Below are 20,847 nucleotides of genomic sequence, written 5' to 3'. Positions count from 1 at the left end.
TTCTAAAATAAAATTCAAGCCAGCTCCCCGCCCAAGATCCAGTTGCGCGCGCTGGTGATGCGAACCTCGGCAAAACTGCCGATGAAAGCCGGATCCCCGGCGAAATCAACAATTATATTTCCATCCGTACGCCCGGTTAACAGACCGGTTTTGGGGTTCTTTTCCTCAACAAGGACCCGCTGCACCGTCCCGACGGAGGATGCGCACCGAGCTGCGGCGATCTTTTCCTGCTCGGCGCACAGCTCCCGCAGCCATTTTGACTTTTCTTCGGCAGGAATCGGGTCCGGCAGCCCCGCTGCTCTTGTGCCCGTCCGGGGGGAATAGATAAACGTAAACAGCGAAGTGAATTCCACCCGGCGGATCAGGTCGACCGTGTCGAGGAACTCTTCATAGCTTTCCCCGGGAAATCCCACAATCACATCGGAAGTCAGCGAAAGGTCTGTAATTTTTTCTTTCGCGTATTGAATCAGGTCCAGATATTGCTCCCGGGTATAGCCGCGGTTCATCTCTTTCAAAACGCGGTTGTTCCCGGACTGGAACGGCAAGTGCAGATGATGGCTGATATGTCTGCCCGCCGCGATGGTATCGATCAGCTCTTTGGTCAGGTCTTTGGGATGAGAAGTCATAAAACGAATCCGGTAATCCCCGTCGATTTCATCCAGCATGCGCAGAAGCCGCGCAAAACTGACCGGAGTCCTGAGCGTTTTTCCGTAGGAATTTACATTCTGGCCCAGCAGGGTAATGTCCTTGTATCCGTCGCGAACCAGGCCGCGAAACTCCTCCAGAATCGCCTGGGGCTCGCGGCTGCGTTCCCGGCCGCGCACATACGGAACGATGCAGTAGGAGCAGAAATTGTTGCAGCCGTACATCACGGTCAGCCACGCCTTGACGGCGCCGTCCCGCCGAACCGGAAGCCCTTCCGCAATTTCACGGTCCTCGCTGTCGTCGCCGCGTTCGAACACGCGCTTTTCTTCCGTCAGCGCGCGCAGCAGCAGCTGAGGAAAACGATGAATCACATGTGTACCGAACACAAGGCCGACAAACGGAAACACGGAGCGAATCCGCTCCGCCGCCTTTTCCTCTTCCATCATACAGCCGCATACGGCGATCAAAGTGGACGAATGGCGGCGCTTGACGTTCTTCAGAGCTCCTACATTGCCGAAGACCCGGTCTTCCGCGTGCTCCCGAACCGCGCAGGTATTAAATAAGATAAAATCCGCGTCTTCCTCATCCTCCGTAAAGGAAAAGCCCATCTGAGCGAGGAAGCCTTTGATTTTTTCACTGTCGGAAACATTCTGCTGGCACCCGTAGGTGCGAACCAGCGCCATCGGAGCGCTTCCGCGCGCCCGCAGCGCCATGATTTCGCGGACTTCCCTTACGGCTTCGTCGTTCTCAAGAGTCTGGGCCTGAGAAAAAAGCGGGGTTTCTGCTGCCAAATTAAATTTCCTCCCATGCGTTTGGATTACAGATTATTATAGCATAGCGCCGGAAATGCTTCAAGAAAAAACCGGAAAAAGCATTCCGGCCGTGAGGTCTCAACCGGTACGGTCACAGAACTTGACAGTTTTAATACACTCCCATACAATTAAGCTGGGGGATGGTAGGTAAATTGAAAAATCTTCTTCATCGTTTGCGTACCCTGTACGCGGAGATTTTTACCGAGCTGAAAATGAAATCAAAGATAAGTTTTCAGAATTCAAAAAGAAACATCTTAATACACAACAGCATTTGGAATGACGCCGCGCTTTTCGCAGTCTTGTTTTTGCTGGTTTTGATTCACAGCAAATTCCATCCGGGCAATTTCTTCGAGCCTGCCGAAAAAGCCGTACCTCTTTCCATTTATGCGGCTGCACTGCTCTGTGGCGCGGCCGGTGTGGCAATCAGGCTCCCGGGCCTGATTAATCGTCTGCATGGAGACAACCGGTTCGACCGGCTTCGTTTTTTTATTCTGGCTGTGCCGGGTTTTCTGATTTTATTGCAGCCGCTTGCCGCCGTGGGTCTTTCGTTTCCCTTTGTTCTGAGAGTTGACGTGCTGGGTCCGCTGGGCTTTTGGGCCTGCATTGTTTTTCTGGACTGTATGAAAGGAAGACCAAATCATAAAAAGGAAGGAATCCGTTAAAAACACGAAACTGATTGATTGTGTTCTGGAGCTGCTGTGTGTTTTCGGCTTCTTGTACCTGATCACAAAAGGAGAGCAGTATTTAAAGCTTCAAGGTGAACGGTACTATACAATGGCTCCTGTTTTCGTGTACCAAACCGTAACGCCGATGGTTTTCGGCGGATTGACCCGCATTCCGAGCCTGATTTCGCGATGGCATGAAGGCGGGCGGTTCAACCTGGCCCGCTTTCTCGTGCTGGTTGTCCCCGGCATTTTGATCCTCTTGCAGCCGATTCTGTCATTATTTTTGGGGTCTCGTTTCCTGTTGCCCCTGTCCATGCAAACCCTCTTTGCCTACGGGATTGCCGTCTGGACCGGAGCCGCATTTGTGGATTGTATCAAGGGAAACGATATTCGGTAGTCCGTATTAAAGCACGGCCCCGCTGTTTCGTACCGCAGCGGGGCCGTGCTTTTATTCGTCGAAATCAATGTGAATCAATCCGTTCGACGTATGAACCGACAGCTTCTTCTCCCCGCCGGAACGGCTTTGCAGATTGCTGACCGCATTGGTGGTATCCGCGTCAATCGTATAATCGTTTTCCCAACCCTGAATCGTCCCGCGGATCATTCCGTTCGTGGTTTCCAGCTTGATATCCGGCGACGCGATCCCTTCCAGAGAAATCGCGGCATTGCCCGTTCGCGCCGAAAGCTGCCCGGCGGTTGAGACGTTTTCCATCGATATGAGCGCGTTTGAAGATTCCAGTTTGACATCCCGCGCGGAAATTCCGGACAAGCGGATGGCGGAATTGCTGGTCTCGCAGCTGAAGCCGCCCAACTTTGAAAAGTCCGAAGCGGCGATGGCGCTGTTTGACGTTTCCACCGTGATATCGCCCGCGAAATCTTTCGGAATCTTCACCGTAATCAGATCCTCCGGATCGATCACGGACCCGTTAAACCATGAATCCGGAAATCTGCTGCCGTGGCTTAAGTCCTTGTTGGTTACGGAAAAAACGCCGTTTTGATTTGACAGCTTGTAAACCTGGTCCTGTGCCGTACAGTATTGAGCCGTGATCCGGTCGCCGTCGGTTGAAACAAGTTCAATCTTTTTGTTTTCCGCATTCACCCGAACCGTTAAAACACCGTCGGCTGCCGCGGCATAAGTTTTTGATTCCTTCTCACCGTCCCGGGCGCTTGACGAAGAGGCCGTTGCGCTCGTTTTCACCTGTGTGTATGCCGCGAAGCCCAGAGCGGCGGCAGTCAGCGCGGCCACCAGAATAACACCAAAAAATGACGCGAGGACGATCGCAACGATTTTTCCCGGCGATATTTGTCTCCTCACCGGATTTTCCGCCAGTATTTTTTGCGCGAGCACATGAACATCGCCCAGCTCATTTACCGCATTTTCTTCCGGAATCCCGTTTTCTATTTTATCCTCCAGAATTTCACGGTAGAACTGAAGAATTTTTTCCCTCTCGCCGCGCGGAAGAGACCTTAAGAGAAATTTCAGCCGACGAAAATACTGTTTCTTATTCATCGGTTTCTGCCTCCTGACAAATAAAATCATGAATCTGAACCAGATCCTGCCACTCTTCAAAAAAATCTTTGATTTTCCGCCGCCCCGGTTCCGTAATCCGATAGTATTTTCGCAGCCTTCCATTGTGCGCCACCGAATATACCGCTAAAAATCCGCCGGATTCCAGGCGTCTCAGAATCGGATACAGCGTTGACTCGGAAATCGTTACGCAGGTTGAAACGTCGCGAATAATCTGGTAGCCGTAAGAATCCTTTTGGCTGACCGCCGCCAGCACGCAGATATCCAAAACTCCTTTTTTCAGCTGTGTGTCCAAGGTAATACCTCCGATTAGGATATATTATACATAGCATAGTATGCCCTGTCAAGAGGAATCGCACCTTATTTCAGCGTTATGACGACCGGTTCGTTGGGAACGGCGGGCGGCGCCCAGTCGCGCGTCAGATAAATGATTCCGCCCTTCCAATGATCAACCGAAAAGATCTCTTCCATTCGATTTTCGCTGCTGCGATCGCTGAACGACTTCACATCCCAGTTTCCGGCGGAATCGGAATAAACGCTGCTGAAAATTTGCGAAAGATTCATTCCGTCAATGGGTTTTTCGAACGTCAGATTCAGTCGGCTGCCGTTCTGTTCCAACTGCGTCATCCGGATGGAATCTGTTAGCGGCGAAGCCGTTTTATTTTTTACATCAACTTTAACAGTTCTCATCGATTTCGGCAGCCAGCCGATACTTTCCAGTTTAAGGTACAAATGCTTGGAATGAGAGAAATAATTGCTTTCCAGATAAACGTCGCGAACATTGTCGCCGGAGGGGTCAAAGGTCGCGGTTATCCCGTTTTTTCTGCCGCTCCACACATTTCCCTGTTCGTCCGACAGGCTAAACGCGATATTGCGGAGCAACGCGGTATTGGTTTTCGGCGTGTCCAGCGTGATTTTCGTCATAGTCGGAGCAATTTCCGCCGACTGAACGATGAGCTTCTGCCCTGAAACGGAATACTCTTTTTGAATTCCGAATTTTTCCGGCTCCTGAAACAGGGAATGGTCGATCGAAACATCCATGGCAAAATTCGCCGCCGCTGGCGCGTCCGGCGCAACCGCGGACCTGTCCGCCGCAATCAGCTCAAGGTGAATCTTTTCAGGCGTTTCGGAGCCGTTTGTAAACTGGTAATGGATTTTTTGCAGCTCCTCCGCGCCGTTTTCCGGTTCCTCGCAGTCAGAAGTATATTCGACTTTTTTTCCAAATTCATCGGTCGGCCCGCCAAGGCCCGCGCCCCGCAGTTCAAGACTCCGTCCGTCGGCGGAATGGAGCGAATAAAACAGAACCAGCTGACTTTTGTCGGCAATCAAATACGGAATGGACAGGGTCACTCCGTTCTTTGTCTGCGACAGTCCGACGGGCTGCACATACTCATTGTCAATCGCAGCTTTCAGCCCCGGCTCATACGTAACCGCTTTTGCAAGATCGCTGAGCAGAGGGATTCCTCCCACGGAGCGCGCGAACGCGACGGAGGTGTTTGCCAGTAGGACAAAGCAGGCCAAAGCCGCCGCAACTGCGGAAACCGGTATCTTCCAAAAGCGCGCTCTTTTTCTGGCCCTGCCGGCCCTTTCCAGACAGCGCAGCGTCGTGCTTTGAAGCGCCGCAGGTTCATTTTCCAATTCTCTTTGCAGTGTCATAAATTCTTCCATACGGTTCATTCCAAATTCTCCTTCAGCTCCAGTCTCAACAGTTCCAACGCCCTGCGCTGTCTGGTTGCCGCCGTCCCCTGCGGTATTCCAAGCCGCTGCGCGGTCTCGGCGACGGTCAGCCCGGCATAATACCGCAGCACAACCACGCTGCGCAATTCCTCCGGCAAGCGGCGGACCGCCTCTTTGAGCGGCAGCGCGTCATACTGTTCCCGCGCCTGTTCCGGAATCGTCTCCACCGAAGTTTCCCGTTTGCCGCGCTTTAACTCCTTTTTACAGACATTAATCAGGATGCGGGTCATCCAGGTTTCAAAAAACTCTTTCCGCCTCAATTTTTTCCTCGCGCCGTACCCTCGGAAGATTGTTTCGTCCACGGCTTCCAGCGCGCTGTTTTCATTCCCGAGATAGCCGAAAGCAATCCGGTACAATCTCCGCTTCAATTGGTCCGTCCTTTCAAAGAAGGATGTGTCGTCCACTGCCGCACCTCATTTCCTCATTTCGCGCTCATCTGTTTAGATTCCGGAGCGGGTTGTTTTTATTGAAGACTTCGAGTATTTTTTCGCATCGGCTGCGATTTTCTTGAAAAAAAGGCCGTCCCAAACCGGGGCGGCCAGAAAAATGATTTATTTTGGACGGTACAGTCCGGGCGAAAAGCGCCACAGGAGAATGCTCTTTCTCAATCCCGGGTCCATTTTGCGGTCAACCGTCAGTAAATGATTATAGCCAAAAGCCTGAAGGCACCCCCGTACGGAGCGAATATCATTCCCTTCGCGAAGCAGGACGTCCACCGCATTCATGACGGCCTGCGGCGCTCTGACCCGTTCGATCAGCCGAAGCAGTTCCGTATCCCCCGGGCAGTTGGTCCTGACCGCGTCCGCAACGCGAAGAACCGACTCCACGCGCTGAAAAATATCCGTGCCCGCCGGTTTCTGTTTTCCGCGCTTCAGTTCGCTGGTTTCGTTTCGCTTCAGCACAACGGGCGCCTGCACGACAGCGTCCGAAAGCAGCAGGCACCGGGCGATAAACTCCTCCGAATAACCGTAACGGCAGGATTCTTCAAATTCAATCTGCCGGTCCAGCAGGAAGCCGCGCCGGATTAAGACGGCAGAAATGTCAATGGCGGAGCCGTGGAGAACCCAGTCCTTCAAATACTGACCCCCGCCGCGGTGAAGGATTGCGCTGCTCAGCGAACGGCGCTCGGCGGCGCGGGCTTCTTCCCGGCTTGTACAGCCGAATACGAAATCGGCTTTTGTCCGCTTTGCCGTTTCCAGATAAACAGGGATAAAATTTTCATATAATCTGCGGGCGAATACAAAGGAAATGTAACTGCCGTCCGCCTTTTGAATTCCCGTATTCAGTGCTGCGGAAGCCGTTGAGTTCCCATTCTGAATGACATAACCGTGAAGTCCCATATCCTTCATCCGGCGAACCGCCTGCAAAACCGTACGGTCGGTGGAACCCATGTCGACAACAATTAATTCCGAGCTCAAGCTCTCGGTCTGCTTCTGAATAAAATCGAGGACACCCACAATTTCTTCTTCAACATTTTTAACCGGCAATATAAGGGAAAGTTCCATAGCCTTCACAGCGACATACACCTCAACTTTTTCAGTCCCGCAATAAAAGTATATCATATTGCCGGCGGGAGGAAAGCCTTATTTTTAACAGATCACAGATACAAATTACCGATTTCTTGTTTAGTTTCCCTGCCTGTCATATTAATTCGACAAAATTGTAAAAAAATGTGACACTTTTATGAAATTGTCTATTTAATGCTTTTCGGCAAAAAGGTATTTTAAAAAGGGAGTGATCAGCATGAATTTCGATTCCGTTATGAAGAGGGCCGCAATCGGGGCAACCGTAGACCTTGCTCTTCGAAAAATTGTGGAAGACCCCCGCCGGAGCATGAAACACGCGGTGGATTTGTTCAGCTACATGACCGAAGACCTGTTCGGGGAAAGCATCATGTCAAAAATACGCCGCGAAGCGGAAAATCCAAGAAGCTGCTTCTACCGGATGATAACCTCGATGGTTCGCAACGTGGACCATTTCATTTTAAAAACCGTCGGTACAAATATGTGCTATAACCGTATTGCCATTCCGTCCGACCCGGAGCGGGTTGCCGTGGAAAACCGACCGAAAGGGTCTCTCCCGTTTTCACCCGACCGGCTTTCCGAAAAGGTAACGTCGGCAAAAGAAGCAGGAATCTATTTCTTCGTCCTCTGCGGTTGCCGTCCTCTCCGTTTTCGTGAAAGGATTCTCGACATATGCCGAAAAAACAGGGACTGTGTCTTTTATATCGCCGCGGATGGGAACGATATCAATGAAGCCCTCGCAGGGGAGGTTGCGAAGGCCGGAAACATTATTTTATCCGTGAGAATCAACACCCGGATCGAGCCTGAAAAAATGGTCGCGGAATGCAGCCGTTTCTTTCAAATTTTAAAAAAGCAGAAATGCCTGTTCGGCTATATTGCTGAAATAGGCTCCACCACAGCAAAATCATGCTGCAGCGACGGCTTCATCAACTGTATGGCAAAGTATGGCTGTCTGTTCGGCTGGTATTACGCTGTGGAACAGGGAGATCAGCCGGGCGCCTGCCGTCTGGCCGTAAACAGGCTGATAAAATATTCCTTAACTTCCCGCAGCAAGCCGCTGTTGCTGCTCGGTTCGGAAACCGACCGAATGATCCTGAACCGGTTTGTATCAGGCGGGCGATGTTATTTGATTTTTTCGGACAAAAAGATCAAGCGCCACTGCCGGACCCCTCAGGCGCGTTGGTGTTAACGCCGGTCCGGCCTTTTGGACTGGCCGGCGATTCCGCCCAAATATCTTGCGGCCGCAACCTTTTTGCTGTCGTCGATAAAATACTTCAACCTGTCCACCAATTCCTGAGGCTGCTCTTTCATTCCGCTGCGAGCCCACTGTATTACGATTCCGACCAGGCCGTATGTATAGAACTCGGCGATAAAATTCTTATCCGCTTTCTGAATTTCCTTCCCGTCCTCCACCGCATTGACAATCTCGACCAGCAGGCTTTTTGTCAAAGTGAAAAAATAATCCTGAAAAGCGTTCTGCCCTGTCACATTCAACGCGTTTCTGTAAAAAAATTTTTCCCTTTTCATGATGCTAAGGATTTCGAGCAGAACATCGCTCCAGTCCTGAAAGGTCTTGCGGGAGGAGACAGCGGAAACAACCTCGTTGTAGTAAATCCAGTTTACAAGATCATACTTATCTTTAAAATGATAATAAAACGTCTGGCGGTTGATTCCGCAGTGCTGCACAATGTCTGCGACCGATATTTTTCTGAGATCCTCTTTTTTCATGAGTTCCTTGACGGATTGTGCAATCGCCTTTTTGGTGATGAGTGACTCAGACATAACCCCCCCCCGCTTTCCGACAAATCAATCGCTGTTTTTCCGGTCCTGTTCCTCATTGATCGGACACGGCAGCAGAAACGATACCATTGTTGCGTGTCTGGCGGCAGCCTTCAATACGGTGATTTTTATTTTCTGGAATTCAAAATTGTCCCCTGCGGCGGGTATTTTTCCAAGCTGCTCCATCACCCAGCCGCTGACCGTCACGGAATCGAATTCGTCATCCGATTTCTTCAGGTCAAAAAAATCGAACATGTCGTCCAGGTTCGCCGCGCAGTTGACTTCATAAGTCAGATCGTCTATTTCCTTAAAATAATCGATCACTTCGTCATGTTCATCCCAAATGTCTCCTACAAGCTCCTCCAGAATATCTTCCATCGTCACGATGCCTTCCGTGCCGCCGAATTCGTCGACAACAACGGCCATATGTGTTTTTACCTGCTGTAAAAGCCGCAGAAGATCCGAAATCTTCATGCCTGTGCCGACATAAGAAACCTTTTTTATAATCTGTGAAACACTGGATTCGCCCCGGTGCAAGGCCCGGAAATAATCTTTCTCATGGATCATGCCGACAATATTATCAATAGACTCCTCGTAAACCGGCAGTCGCGAATAGTTTGTATTTAAAAACAGCTCGGTGATTTTTTCCATAGGCGTTTTTTGATCAACCGCTACGATATTAACTCTTGGAGTTAATATATCGTTCGCATCAAGGTCGTTAAACTCTATTGCGGAGCGAATCAACTCCCCGTTGCGCTCATCGATGCCGCCGTCATTCTGGGCTTCATCGACAAAAGTCATCAGCTCTTCCTGCGTAACTTTTTTTTCATCCTTGCGCTTAAACAGATGCCCCAGCAGCTTCTTCCACCAGGAGGAAATGTAATTCAGGGGCGTGAAAAGAAAAACGAAAAAAGTCAGCGCCGGTGTAGCCGAAAGCGCAAAACTTTCGGGGCTTTCCTTGGCAAGAAACTTTGGGGATATCTCCCCCAAAATCAATACGATCACCGTCATGGCGGCGGTGGAAATCGTAACGCCTGCGCTCCCGTATAAGTTTGTAAAGACAATCGTCGCAATGGAAGCGCCCGCAATATTGACAATATTGTTGCCGATCAGAATCGTGGAAAGCAGACTGTCGTAATTTTCCACCAGATGAAAGGCGGCGGCGGCACGCTCGTTCCCGTTATTCGCTAAACTTTTAATTCTCACTTTATTCAGAGTTGTAAACGCTGTTTCGCTGGCAGAAAAAAAGGCCGACATCAGCGTGAACGCTAAAATCAATAAGATTTGGTATGTCATGCAGATCCCCTTTTGGATTTTTATTTTTTATTTTATCACGATTTCCATATTTTTTCAATTTCATTCCTGTTATCCGATTTTTTAAAAAATATCCGAATAGCTCTTGCAAAAAAAAGGCGAATATGATATTATAACAAAGCTGTCTGAAAAATAAGGCATTTGGGGCATTAGCTCAGCTGGGAGAGCGCCACACTGGCAGTGTGGAGGTCAGCGGTTCGATCCCGCTATGCTCCACCATAACGAAACCCGCATGGCTCTGGGGCCTGCGGGCTTTTTTTGTCCATTTTCGAGGCTATTTTCCGAAACAGGTAAAAACTGACTATATAATTGTACCGACACAATAATTATGCTATAATTCGTATATATGATAAACCGATTTTGTATCAATCATTGCCATTATTGCAACAGTCTAATAATATTCTTAGGAGTGAGGACATGGCTATCGTAGAGGTTGTCAAATACAATGGTAATCCGGATGTGTTTGCTTGGAAATTTCCAAGCGAGGAGTTGGGAACCTGGACACAACTTATTGTAAACGAAGCTCAGGAAGCGATCCTATTTAAGGGAGGGCAGGCCTTAGACCTCTTTACAAGTGGCAGGCATACATTGGAAACAGCCAACATACCTATTTTGAGCAAAATTATTAATCTGCCTTTCGGAGGTCGTTCTCCATTCACTGCTGAAGTATGGTATGTTAATAAAATTAATTCTCTGGATATCAAATGGGGAACTGCAACCCCTATACAACTGCAGGATCCTAAATACAAGGTATTTATACCCCTGCGTTCATTCGGTCAATTCGGTATTCAGATTGAAGATTCTAGAAGGTTTTTGATAAAACTCGTTGGAACAGTACCTGAATTTAACAAGGCCGACCTGATTAAATATTTCAGAGGATTGTATTTAACAAAGGTAAAAGATTCGATATCGTCCTATTTAATACATAAGCAAATCAGCGTACTCGAAATAAATGCTTATCTTAGTGAATTGTCTGATGAATTAAGCCGGGAAATTCTTCCTGCTCTGGAGGAATACGGAATCAAGCTGGTCAATTTCTACATAAATGATATCAGTGTGCCCGAAGATGACCCGGCCGTAATGAAATTGAAGGACGCTCTCGCCAAACGGGCTGAAATGGATATCGTCGGATACAATTACACACAGGAGCGTTCATTCGATACCCTTGAGGGGGCGGCAACAAATCAGGGAACATCAGGAGGAATCATGGGCGCAGGGCTCGGCTTGGGCATGGGTCTTGGGGTAGGCGGAGGCCTGGGGACGCAAATGTCCAACATGTCGCGCACCCTTAATATAACAGAGAAAAAATTCTGCCCGAATTGCAACACGGAAATCGATAAAGATCAGCGTTTCTGCGGCAAATGCGGCTGTGATGTATTAAACTATAAAAGTGATGCAGAAAAACAGCATACTCAAAGTACCCCAGATTTAATCGTCTGCAGTAACTGCGGAGCAAAATTCCCTGCGACCGCCAAATTCTGTATCGAGTGCGGGAATGTGTATACTCCGTGCCCAAAATGCAAAGCCGATCTGAAAGAAGGCGCAACCGTATGCCCCGAATGCGGATACGTGCTGCCGCGTAAATGCCCCGGCTGCGGTGCTCTGATCGAAAATGAAAAGGCAAAGTTCTGCCCGGAGTGTGGGATTTCCATCATAAAAAAATGTCTAAATTGCGGCCAGGAAATAAGCGGGGCACCTAAATTCTGCCCGGAATGTGGAGCAAAGTTATAAAATGGCGGCAATCAGTTTCCTATATTTTGCATATGAAAGCAGAGGGATGATCTTTTGAGCAAAACAGCACGCTATATTCTTTTGGCTCTGGCGTGCATTGTTCTTTTTGTGACTCTAATTGTGTTTTTTGTCGGATTCGGATTTAGTCAGAAATCGTTGATTGATTATGTAGCGCTGACTTTCGTACTTATTTCAGAGGTATCATTTTTTATTGGAACTGCACCGGCCAACAAGACCAATAAGAATAAATTGCCTTTGACCGCAGGTGTTTCTACAACGCTGGGTATTTACTGGCTTACTTCAATTTTAGTTTCAGTTTTTTATAAGCCGCTGTTTGGGGTGGGGCTTAATGGCCTGATTACAACTCAAGTCATAGTGATGGCCTTAGCTGCGGTTGCAGTCATTGGAATTTCACTCGCATCTTCAGCTTTATCCGGTAAAAGCAGCAATGAAAGCATTTTGCAGAAGAGTGAAAATATCGTGTTCATATTGATAAATGATAAGTGTAAAATGAATGATTCACACCAGCTGAACGAATTCTGATTAAAAAAAGAAACCAGTTAGCCGCGCAGTTTAAGAAAGGGGCATTTTAAGGTGGGACAAACTACACATACATCGAAATCCGCAGTAATGGTAGCAGCAATACTCGGTAAAGTTTCAACAATAGTCGGGTGGATCAACGCTTTATTATTTCTAATTGGTTTATTTGGAGTATCCGCTGTGACAGAGAAAGCAGGCTATATTATTTTTTGCCTGATCTTTATCGCCTTGGGTGTTCTACTGATTGTCTATGGTAAAAAGACAAAAGACAGGATTCGAAGGTTCAGAGAATACATAGCCGTCATAGCAAATCAAAATCAGACCAGTATTGATCAAATTGCAAATATGGTTCAAATGCCGGTGAATTTTGTCTTTGAAGATATGAAATATATGATTGATAAAAAATATTTTGTAGGTGCATATATTGATCAAACAACAAACAGCATTGCTTTTCGAGGGAGAGTCGCTTCGGCTGCCAGCAATGAGGATACAGTTCCAAGCAGTGAAACACAGGTCGTTATATGCAAAAACTGCGGCGCTCAGAACCAAATTGTAAAGGGATCAGTGGGTGAATGCGAATATTGTGGTTCGCCAATAAGCTCTGACTAAATGTTTTTATTGTATGCTTTCTAGCTTTCTTTGAAGCTATTACCGGCCTTTTGACTTACCCCAAGAAAACCGGCGTGCCCCAGATATCCCGATTCTCCAGCGCCTCAAGAACCTACATGCCAAAACACCTCTGCTTAAATTAAAAACTTTTGAAACGGTTCCGTCACATGGCCAACAACCTCTTCCATACAGTGGGAGTTAATAAAATCCCACCCCAGCCATTGCAGCTTTGCTCCTTCAGGCAGGGGATTTCTTACCAGAGGAGTCGTCACCGGAAAACTGTTTGCGGCGGAAATCTTCCCGTACCGTTCACCGGTGATATAATCGATCAGCACCTGATACTTCTCCGTCATGCCTTTTTTGACCAAAATAAAAGCGGGATCGAAAATTGCGCCGTCCTGCGGCCAGACAAGCTCCGTGCGGTCTGTCTTGCCGCAGGCTTTTCCAAAAAACAGCATAATGACGTAGACGGCGGTGCCCGCTTTGGCAGATGTGCCCGCAAGTTTCGCCATTTCCGAGGGGTGCATCGCCTGACGGACATTCGGTTCCAGCATTTTGAGCCCTTCATCCCCAAACATCTTGTACAGGTAAAGCAGAAGTGTTTGGGAAACCATGCCATGTGCTCCCCCGATGGTGATGTTATCGCGGTAAACGGGGCTGAGCAGATCCTCCCATTTGCGGGGAACCGGTAGATCGCCGAGCTTTTTCCGGTCCACCAGAAATACGGCGGGATACCCGGAATAAATGTAAAACTCGCCGGATGGGTCGTCAATTCCCGCTTCTTCAAAGGCCGAGCTCAAACCGTTCCTTTTGATGGACTCAAAATAACCCTGTTTCAGAAAACGCTCGCGGAACTGTGAGGAAAAGTAATCCCCCAGTCCGAACGAGGCGATCATACCCGGAAGATCGTCAATGGTCAGGTACTTCAGGATATCTCCGGCCGTCGCTTCGTTCCGGTCTCCCTTGCTCCCGCAGACGGTTGGAACATAGCTGTAAAAAGCACATCCTGTTTCCTTCTTATACCGTTCCGCCACTTCGTCGTAGCCCTGTTTAAAATTGGCTTTCATCGGGCACAGAACCTGACCGATAAAGTCCAGTCCGCTGTCCGCGATGATGCTGGAGCAGGCCTCGCCGGTTTTGACCATTTGACTCATACTCGTATCCTCCTTTTTATTTCAAGTTCTTTGCGCCGAACCCTGAATCCCGTGAAAAAAAGCTTCCATGTCGAAATCCAGCCGGCCGCCAAGGCGGATGGACCGGCGAAGCTCCATCAGCTTCCGGTCCTCCCGTTCGATCACCGCAAGGTTGCTTCTTTCCTGCCGGGACGTTTCCAGCACCCGGTAAACGCCCCCGTTTCGGATGACCACCCTGCGGTCGGCCGAAAGGGCCAAAAGCGGATCGTGCGTTGAAAGAAACACAATTTTTTCTTGCTCGGCAAGAAGCCTGACGGCCTGTTCCCGGTCGATTCCCGCGTTCTCAATCTCGTCGATCAGCACGATCGGGGAATTGCTGAGGATTGCGGCGTCGGCGATCATCAGCGCCCGGGACTGGCCCCCGCTCAACTGCGTGACGCCGGAATCCATTTGGAACGGTTCCCCGGACAGCCGGTTTGCGCAAAGAAAGACCTCCTCGATTCTGTCGTCCGCCTGTTTGACCATGCGGCTTTGCGCATGCATGGTTAAAAAGTCGCGGATCGACAGGTCGATGACAAAATTCATGTTCTGCGAAAGCTGTGAAATTAGGCGTCCGCCAAGCGCAAAGCGACAGGCGTCGTCCGGAATTTCACCGTTGATCAGAATGCTCCTTTCCGTCGGCGTGTCGCTCTGGGCAAGGCATTCGATGTCTCCCAGAAGGCGGCTTTTCCCGGAACCGGTCGGCCCGACGACGGCGACAATTTCGCCACGGCGCACCGTAAAGCCCGACTGCTCCGCTTTTCCGGATTTATCAAGTCCGGGAAGGACGGTCAGTTCCCTGACGGCGACCCGGCCCCCGGACTCTTCCTCCCGGTCCTTTTCCATCAGGCGAACGAGGGAGTCCGAAATTTCTCCGCGCGTCAGGCCAAAATCCTCCAGATATTCGTCGGCGATTCCCTGAAGCGCTTCCTCCAGAGTCTCCTCCGTGTCCAGCCGCTCCAGGCGAATCCCGCTGAAAAAAAACTGAATCGCTGGGCAAAGCTCGAAAAGCCGCCCCAGCTTCTGCGTATGAACCATTTCTAAAATCTGACTGTGTTCCATATCGATCCCTCAAAACTCCATTTTTCGTGTAAATCCCATCTGAAATTCCTTCCCGATCAGCGTCTGTCCGAGGCAGTAGGAGCATACGGCCGCCGGCATGGTAAAGCGAAGACGCATGTGCTCCAGGCTGTCGATGTCTTTCGCCTGCTCAAACCACTTGCTCAGAATCAGCGCCCCCTGCCCCGTAAGGCCGTTGATGGAAACAACGGTTGCTCTGGGATTTGTTTTCCGGATGTGGAAGGAAAACACCTCCCGTTCCGCCTGCGAAACGATATCGCCCTTTGTGACAACCACGAGGTCCGCGTTTCGAAGCATGGGTCCGATCTTCTGGGGTGTGTTGATTCCGGAAAGATTGTCGATTACACAGACGGCGAGGACGTCCCGGATATGGGGGGAACAACGGTTGCACAGCCCCGCGCTTTCGGAAATCAGATAATCGAAACGATTTTCAAGTCCCCACTGAACCGCCTCGCTGATATTTGTAATGTAATAGTGATCGGGACACAGATTTCCGGAGATGCCGACCCGTACCGGAATCCCCGATTTTTGATAAATCCCGTCGTCGCAGGTGGAAAGGCAGTCGAATTTAACGACGCCGAATCTGACACTGCGTGAGAAACACCGAACCGCCTGAAGAACGGCGGAGGTTTTCCCGGAGGACGGCGGGCCCGAAACTGTAATCAGCTTCATGACACGGCCTCCATTCTGCGTGGCTTCTGCAGCAAAATCCAGAAGCCCTTCTCCTCATTGTCAATGAACTCAAATTCCGCGCCGAGCCCGCTTAAAATTTTGCCGTAATCCTCTGCGGTAAATCCGTTGGTCTTCCGGTGAACGCACTCCGGCCAGTCGGGGTGAACCGTCTTCATCTTTTCCACGATTTTCTGCTTCAGGTCCAGGTTCCCGAATCCGCCGCCGATATAGGCTTTGCCGCCCGGGCTCAAAACCCGCAGAATTTCAGAAAAGGCGAGGCCCTCATCCGGCCAGAAACCGAAAGAACCGCGGCTCACGGCGAGGTCGACGCTGCCGTCAGGAAGCGGAATCCGTGAAACGTCGGCAACGATCGGCGTTGCGCGCTGTCTGAGGCCCCACTGCGCCGCCCGATGTTCCGCGATCGCCGCCGCGTCCGGGTTCCGATCCAGTAAAACAGCTGAAAGCCCTTTTTCCTGTTTTAATACGGAAAGCCCCAGATGCCCGCCCCCGCAGCCCAGGTCAAGAATCCTTCCGGAGGCGATTTTGGAATAAGCGAGGATGTCCTTTGCAATCACCTCATAGATCGGAAAAAAGATATTTTCCGCGATGCAGTCAAAATCTTCCGCATGATTCATCTTCTTCATCTCCTTGTTCTTCACGCTTTTTCAGTTAATCAGGGGGACGCAGGTCTTGACACCAATGCCGTTTCCGATGGAAACTTCAGCAATTTTCACGGAAACCCCATAAATATCCTGTAAATTTTTTTCCGTAACGATTGTATCCGGCGCGCCGATCTGCAACCCACCCCGCCGCAGCAGGGCCACGCGGGAGGAACACAGAAACGCATGATCGGGAAAATGGGACGTCATCACGACTCCCAGGCCGCTCTGCGACAGCTTCTTAATCCGCCTCAGAACGCGAATCTGATTCCCGAAATCAAGATTGCTGGTTGGTTCGTCCATTACAAGAATTTTCGGTTTTTGCGCCAGCGCCCGGGCAATGAGAACCATCTGCCGTTCGCCGCCGCTGAGCTCCGTAAACCGGCGGTCTCTCAAACAATCAATCTCCAGCGCTTCAAGTACCCGTTCAACGATCTTACGATCCTGTTCGTCCGGCGTGGAAAACGTGCCGAAATAGGCGGTGCGGCCCATCAGGACCACATCGAAAACCGTGAACGGAAAGGGGGTGTTGTGCGCCTGAGGAACGTAACCGACGGAACGTGCAAACCTTCTTCGCGACCAGCCGCTCACATTCTCCCCATCGGCCCGGATTTCCCCGCCCCTCAGGTTCAGAAATCCGAGCACTGATTTGAACAGCGTGGTTTTTCCCACGCCGTTCGGTCCCAGAATGCAGAGAATTTCGCCGGAGGAAACGCTGAACGAAATTCCGCTTAGGACGTTCTTTCCGCCGTACCCGCACGCGACGGATAAAAGCTCCAGTTTCATTCCGCCGCCCCCTTTCTTTTCAGCAGCAGATAGAGAAAAAACGGGGCGCCGATAATCGAGGTCAGAATTCCAAGCGGAATTTCCGTCGGAAAGATGCAGCGCGCGGCATTGTCGACCAGAAGAAGGAAGGCGCTCCCGATCAGAACGGACGCCGGCAGAAGCGCCCTGTAATTGGGGCCGACCGCAAGCCTCGTCAGATGCGGAATAATCAGCCCGACCCAGCCGATCATTCCGGAGACCGCGATGGAAGCCGAGGTCAGCAGAGTGGACGCAAAAATCAGCAAAATACGGATTTTCCGCGTATCCACACCGAGCGACTGTGCTTCCTCGTCCCCGAAGGTCAGCGCGTTGATCTGCCAGCGGCTTAAAAAGAGCGGGATCATGCCGGCCATGCAGGGAATCAGAAGCATCCAAACCTCCCGCCAGGTGATGGAGGAAAGTCCTCCCATCAGCCAGAACGTGATCTCCGGCAGCTTGTCATTCGGGTCCGCAACATACTTCGTGATGGAGGTGAATGCGCTAAACAGATTCTGCACCACCATTCCGGTCAGAATCAAAAGCAAAACCGTTTCTCCGTGCCGCCCAACCGCGCGGGTGAAAAGCGAAGTCATGAAAACGGCGGTGATTCCGCCCAAAAAAGAAGAGAGTTCAATGCCGAGAATTCCAAACGAGTTCAGAATCGCCAGCGCCGCGCCGAAACCGGCGCCGGCCGAGGCGCCGAGAATATCCGGCGACACCATGGGGTTCTTGAATATTCCCTGATACGTCGCGCCGGAGGCGGAAAGAGCCGCGCCGACCAGCAAGGCGCTCAAAATCCGGGGAAGGCGCACGCCGAACAGGACCGTCGCCATTGTGGAAAAGTTTCCTTCCAAGGCGATTCCCAGCGCCCGCATCCGGAGCAGCCTGAAAAACTCAGGAAGCGGGATTCCATACCGCCCGACCGTGAGGGAAAACAGAAAAGCGGCAATCGGCAGAATGGGCAACACCGCCGCGATTTTCACTTTTCTTCGGTTTATACGCACGCGTCCGGCCCTTCGCTCAATCTTCGCAAGCCTGACCGACGGGGCGTTCACGGATCGACCCCCGAGGCTTTGAGCAGCGCTTCGGCCTGTTCGTCGGATACTTCAGCCTGATAAAAAAGCTGATAAAATTTTTGCACTTCACTTTTCAGGTCTATTTTTACCGTATCCGGGTACAAAGCACTCGCAAGCCACTGAACCCCCAGCACACGGGCCATGGAGGGTGGGCGGTCAAACCAGTTGAACGGAACGGAAACCGGCGTGTAAATCCGTTTGTTTTTTACGGCGGAAACAGAGGCCCATTTGGGGTCGGAGTAGACGGATTTCAAAAATTCACTCCCCCCCATCTTCGTATTCACCAGAATCACATCCGGATTCCAGGCAAGGACCTGTTCCATCGACACAGCCGTTCCCTTCGCCATCGCGGTGGTTTTCATATCCACCACGTTGATTGCGCTGACAAAGTTGATCACCTCCGTATGCATGGAATCCGTCCCGTCCGTCTTTAGCCCGTCGGCGCTTTCCGAATAATACAGCTTCATTCGCCGGTCGGCCGGGACCTTTTCACAGGCGGCTTTCGTCTTTGCGAGAGAATCCCTTACATAATCCGCCAGCTGGTCGCCGCGATCCTTTCGATTGAGGAGATTCCCGAAAAATCGATAGCATTCTTCGGTCCGGTCCAGATCGGAGGGCGCCTCCACAATCGGAATTCCCGTCTGTTCGCTCAGCTTTTTCACCGCTTCGCCGACCTGTCCCTCGTGCGCAAAGTCCAAAATAATGTCCGGTTTCAGTTTGATGACGCTTTCCGTATTGATGGAGTTCTGCCCCGCCATGTTTCCTCCGAGAACCGGCAGATCCTTGTACGGAGAGAGAATATATTTTTTCTCCTCGTCCGATAAAGCCCAGCTCCACCCGAGGAGCGTATCGGGCGCAAGCGTGTAAAGGAAGTCGGTCCCAATGGGACTGGAACAGTACACCCGGCGGATTTCGTCAGGCACAGTGATGCGGTTTCCCATCATGTCCGTGATCGTCCTTGTCCCGTCCGCGGCCTTCCGATGACTGGAAGTCGCCTCGGAAGAGACATCGGAGGAGAGAACGGAGGCTGCCTGTGAATTTGGCGGACTCGCGCTCCCCTGAGAACATCCAAAAAGACCAGCCGCCAGAATTGTCAGGGAAAGGCCGATGACAGCCCTGTATAATCGTGCGCTTTTCCTCTTTACTCGATCCATTTCCATTTCTCTTTCCTCCTGTCTGCCGCAGCCGGATATCCCGGTTCCAGCAAATAAAAAACAGACGGAAGCAAAGTGATTTAGGCTCCTTCGCTTTCGTCTGTTTTTTTATGTTTTGTACCGTTTCATTTTAAATCGTTTTGTTTTATATTGCAATACTTCGAAAATAATCCGTTTGATAAAAAGTTTTATTCGATTTTAAACATAATTTATTAGTGAAGTGTAGAAAAAATCCCAATTAATTCCATCATGAACTAAAATAAATAAAGTCAGTGCAAAAAGGCGTCATTCTTTTCTTGCAAACGATTGACAATTTGGTATAATTAGTAACGAAATAAAGCGGAAAGGGACTTGTGAAATGAACCAACCGGCAAAAGAGCTTACCGCGCTGACCCCCCAGGAAGTCGCGGATCTGCTGAAAATCAGCAAAAATCTGGTCTACGAGCTGATTAAGCGAAATGAGCTGAACGGCTACCGCATCGGCAATAAAATCCGCTTTGATTACAGCGACGTTCGCGCGTATCTTGAGTCCGCCAAGACCGGCCCGGGCAAAGCGGACAAAAACGCAGGCCGAAATCCTCTTCTTTCAGAGCGGGAGCCTGTCGAAAACGGATTTGTCCTGTGCGGGCAGGACCTTGCGCTTGACCTGCTCTCCCGCAGACTGGAAGAATTTCGCCCGAATCAGCGGATTCTTCGTTCGTATATCGGCAGCTACAACGGTCTTTACGGTCTCTATAACAATGAAGTGCAGCTTGCGACGGCTCATCTCTGGGACGGGAAAACCGGAACGTACAACACGACATACCTCCGGAGCCTGCTCCCCGGAACTGCGGTTATCTCGGTTAATCTGGCCTACCGGATGCAGGGCTTCTACGTACAAAAAGGGAACCCGAAAAACCTGCGCTCCTGGGAAGACCTGAAGCGCTCCGACATCACCATTGCAAACCGCGAAAAAGGAAGCGGAACCAGAATTCTTCTGGATGAGCATCTGCGCCTGCTCGGTCTTGAGGGGACACGGATCAAGGGCTACAGCCGCGCCTGCCTCACACATCTTGCGGCTGCCGGCGCGGTTGCCCGCGGCGGAGCGGACGCTGCTGTCGGCATAGAAAAAACGGCAATGCAGGTTGATTCGATTGAATTCGTTCCTCTGCAGCAGGAACGGTACGACCTTGTTTTCAAAGAGGAAAACCTTTCAAAGCCGTTGTTCCGGCAGGCTTTGGAAACGGTGCGCTCCCCGGAGTTCCGCGCCGAGCTTCAGGCAATCGGCGGATACGACGTCTCGGAAACCGGCATGCTGACTTCCGACTGAATCCGCGCCCGCGGCGGGCGGCATGCGGCCAAAAGGCG

The 20,847-nt window shown here is 50.6% G+C and carries 22 protein-coding genes and 1 tRNA gene; 8 read left to right on the top strand and 15 right to left on the bottom strand.

Annotated elements, in window-relative coordinates:
• Positions 1 to 14 precede the first annotated feature (14 nt).
• Positions 15 to 1,436: a tRNA (N6-isopentenyl adenosine(37)-C2)-methylthiotransferase MiaB gene (gene miaB / locus ACLQ3M_RS09820; protein WP_411677509.1), complete on the bottom strand. Its 1,422-nt coding sequence runs from the start codon at positions 1,434 to 1,436 to the stop codon at positions 15 to 17.
• A 173-nt stretch (positions 1,437 to 1,609) separates the two neighbouring features.
• Here miaB and ACLQ3M_RS09815 point away from each other — a divergent pair, with 173 nt between their 5' ends.
• Positions 1,610 to 2,119 (top strand): hypothetical protein, encoded by a 510-nt coding sequence (locus ACLQ3M_RS09815; RefSeq protein WP_411677508.1) that lies wholly within the window; start codon positions 1,610 to 1,612, stop codon positions 2,117 to 2,119.
• 52 nt (positions 2,120 to 2,171) lie between these two features.
• Complete coding sequence (locus ACLQ3M_RS09810) at positions 2,172 to 2,519, top strand: hypothetical protein (protein ID WP_411677507.1); 348 nt, start codon at positions 2,172 to 2,174, stop codon at positions 2,517 to 2,519.
• A 51-nt stretch (positions 2,520 to 2,570) separates the two neighbouring features.
• Here ACLQ3M_RS09810 and ACLQ3M_RS09805 read toward each other — a convergent pair whose 3' ends face one another.
• The 5 genes from ACLQ3M_RS09805 to ACLQ3M_RS09785 all read right to left on the bottom strand — a co-directional run bounded on the left by ACLQ3M_RS09805 (position 2,571) and on the right by ACLQ3M_RS09785 (position 6,892).
• Complete coding sequence (locus tag ACLQ3M_RS09805; RefSeq protein WP_411677506.1) at positions 2,571 to 3,632, bottom strand: DUF4097 family beta strand repeat-containing protein; 1,062 nt, start codon at positions 3,630 to 3,632, stop codon at positions 2,571 to 2,573.
• Positions 3,625 to 3,945 (bottom strand): PadR family transcriptional regulator, encoded by a 321-nt coding sequence (locus ACLQ3M_RS09800; RefSeq protein WP_411677505.1) that lies wholly within the window; start codon positions 3,943 to 3,945, stop codon positions 3,625 to 3,627. Before ACLQ3M_RS09800 ends, ACLQ3M_RS09805 begins: the two co-directional genes overlap by 8 nt.
• A gap of 65 nt (positions 3,946 to 4,010) precedes the next feature.
• The gene (locus ACLQ3M_RS09795; RefSeq protein ID WP_411677504.1) at positions 4,011 to 5,327 is read right to left on the bottom strand and encodes a DUF4179 domain-containing protein; all 1,317 of its coding nucleotides are present in this window, start codon (positions 5,325 to 5,327) and stop codon (positions 4,011 to 4,013) included.
• Positions 5,324 to 5,755 carry a sigma-70 family RNA polymerase sigma factor gene (locus ACLQ3M_RS09790; RefSeq protein ID WP_411677503.1) on the bottom strand — a complete coding sequence of 144 codons (432 nt, stop codon included), beginning with the start codon at positions 5,753 to 5,755 and terminating at the stop codon, positions 5,324 to 5,326. Before ACLQ3M_RS09790 ends, ACLQ3M_RS09795 begins: the two co-directional genes overlap by 4 nt.
• A 183-nt stretch (positions 5,756 to 5,938) precedes the next feature.
• Positions 5,939 to 6,892, bottom strand: a complete 954-nt coding sequence (locus tag ACLQ3M_RS09785; RefSeq protein WP_411677762.1) for a glycosyltransferase family 2 protein — start codon at positions 6,890 to 6,892, stop codon at positions 5,939 to 5,941.
• Positions 6,893 to 7,130: 238 nt separating this feature from the next.
• On the opposite strand from ACLQ3M_RS09785, the gene ACLQ3M_RS09780 reads away from it, so the two are divergent.
• A complete protein-coding gene (locus ACLQ3M_RS09780) occupies positions 7,131 to 8,099 on the top strand; it encodes a hypothetical protein (protein WP_411677502.1) in 969 nt (322 codons plus the stop codon).
• Here the strand turns inward: ACLQ3M_RS09780 and dhaS are convergent.
• Together dhaS and ACLQ3M_RS09770 are read right to left on the bottom strand one after the other, a co-directional pair.
• Entirely contained in the window at positions 8,096 to 8,692 is a 597-nt protein-coding gene (gene dhaS / locus ACLQ3M_RS09775) for a dihydroxyacetone kinase transcriptional activator DhaS (RefSeq protein ID WP_411677501.1), read from the bottom strand. The two genes, ACLQ3M_RS09780 and dhaS, sit on opposite strands and share 4 nt — an antisense overlap.
• Positions 8,693 to 8,716: 24 nt before the next feature.
• Entirely contained in the window at positions 8,717 to 9,985 is a 1,269-nt protein-coding gene (locus ACLQ3M_RS09770; RefSeq protein ID WP_411677500.1) for an HlyC/CorC family transporter, read from the bottom strand.
• A gap of 161 nt (positions 9,986 to 10,146) precedes the next feature.
• On the opposite strand from ACLQ3M_RS09770, the gene ACLQ3M_RS09765 reads away from it, so the two are divergent.
• From ACLQ3M_RS09765 to ACLQ3M_RS09750, 4 genes are all read left to right on the top strand, one after another.
• Positions 10,147 to 10,222 (top strand) — tRNA-Ala (locus ACLQ3M_RS09765).
• Between the two features lie 198 nt (positions 10,223 to 10,420).
• The gene (locus ACLQ3M_RS09760; protein WP_411677499.1) at positions 10,421 to 11,734 is read left to right on the top strand and encodes an SPFH domain-containing protein; all 1,314 of its coding nucleotides are present in this window, start codon (positions 10,421 to 10,423) and stop codon (positions 11,732 to 11,734) included.
• A 54-nt stretch (positions 11,735 to 11,788) separates the two neighbouring features.
• Positions 11,789 to 12,277, top strand: coding sequence for a hypothetical protein (locus ACLQ3M_RS09755; RefSeq protein ID WP_411677498.1), 489 nt, complete (start codon positions 11,789 to 11,791; stop codon positions 12,275 to 12,277).
• A 51-nt stretch (positions 12,278 to 12,328) separates the two neighbouring features.
• A complete protein-coding gene (locus ACLQ3M_RS09750) occupies positions 12,329 to 12,883 on the top strand; it encodes a hypothetical protein (protein ID WP_411677497.1) in 555 nt (184 codons plus the stop codon).
• Positions 12,884 to 13,017: 134 nt separating this feature from the next.
• Here the strand turns inward: ACLQ3M_RS09750 and ACLQ3M_RS09745 are convergent, their stop codons facing one another.
• Genes ACLQ3M_RS09745 through ACLQ3M_RS09715 form a run of 7 tightly spaced genes read right to left on the bottom strand, consistent with a single transcriptional unit; the run spans position 13,018 to position 19,506 of the window.
• Positions 13,018 to 14,037, bottom strand: coding sequence for an ABC transporter substrate-binding protein (locus ACLQ3M_RS09745; protein WP_411677496.1), 1,020 nt, complete (start codon positions 14,035 to 14,037; stop codon positions 13,018 to 13,020).
• 21 nt (positions 14,038 to 14,058) lie between these two features.
• Positions 14,059 to 15,117: an ATP-binding cassette domain-containing protein gene (locus ACLQ3M_RS09740; protein WP_411677495.1), complete on the bottom strand. Its 1,059-nt coding sequence runs from the start codon at positions 15,115 to 15,117 to the stop codon at positions 14,059 to 14,061.
• A gap of 9 nt (positions 15,118 to 15,126) precedes the next feature.
• Positions 15,127 to 15,807, bottom strand: a complete 681-nt coding sequence (locus ACLQ3M_RS09735; RefSeq protein WP_411677494.1) for a GTP-binding protein — start codon at positions 15,805 to 15,807, stop codon at positions 15,127 to 15,129.
• A complete protein-coding gene (locus tag ACLQ3M_RS09730) occupies positions 15,804 to 16,442 on the bottom strand; it encodes a class I SAM-dependent methyltransferase (RefSeq protein WP_411677493.1) in 639 nt (212 codons plus the stop codon). The genes ACLQ3M_RS09735 and ACLQ3M_RS09730 overlap by 4 nt, the downstream gene beginning before the upstream one ends.
• A 30-nt stretch (positions 16,443 to 16,472) precedes the next feature.
• On the bottom strand, positions 16,473 to 17,252 hold the full coding sequence (locus ACLQ3M_RS09725) for an ABC transporter ATP-binding protein (protein ID WP_411677492.1): 780 nt from the start codon (positions 17,250 to 17,252) through the stop codon (positions 16,473 to 16,475).
• A complete protein-coding gene (locus ACLQ3M_RS09720) occupies positions 17,249 to 18,325 on the bottom strand; it encodes a FecCD family ABC transporter permease (protein ID WP_411677491.1) in 1,077 nt (358 codons plus the stop codon). The genes ACLQ3M_RS09725 and ACLQ3M_RS09720 overlap by 4 nt, the downstream gene beginning before the upstream one ends.
• Positions 18,322 to 19,506, bottom strand: a complete 1,185-nt coding sequence (locus tag ACLQ3M_RS09715; protein ID WP_411677490.1) for an ABC transporter substrate-binding protein — start codon at positions 19,504 to 19,506, stop codon at positions 18,322 to 18,324. The genes ACLQ3M_RS09720 and ACLQ3M_RS09715 overlap by 4 nt, the downstream gene beginning before the upstream one ends.
• A gap of 352 nt (positions 19,507 to 19,858) precedes the next feature.
• Between ACLQ3M_RS09715 and ACLQ3M_RS09710 the strand changes: the two genes are divergently transcribed.
• Complete coding sequence (locus ACLQ3M_RS09710) at positions 19,859 to 20,809, top strand: substrate-binding domain-containing protein (RefSeq protein ID WP_411677489.1); 951 nt, start codon at positions 19,859 to 19,861, stop codon at positions 20,807 to 20,809.
• Positions 20,810 to 20,847: the final 38 nt, after the last annotated feature.

Source organism: Caproicibacter sp., from assembly GCF_046707225.1.
Lineage (GTDB): Bacteria > Bacillota > Clostridia > Oscillospirales > Acutalibacteraceae > Caproicibacter.
Note: the sequence above shows the minus strand (reverse complement) of the source record. Positions and strands in the feature narration are given on the sequence as shown.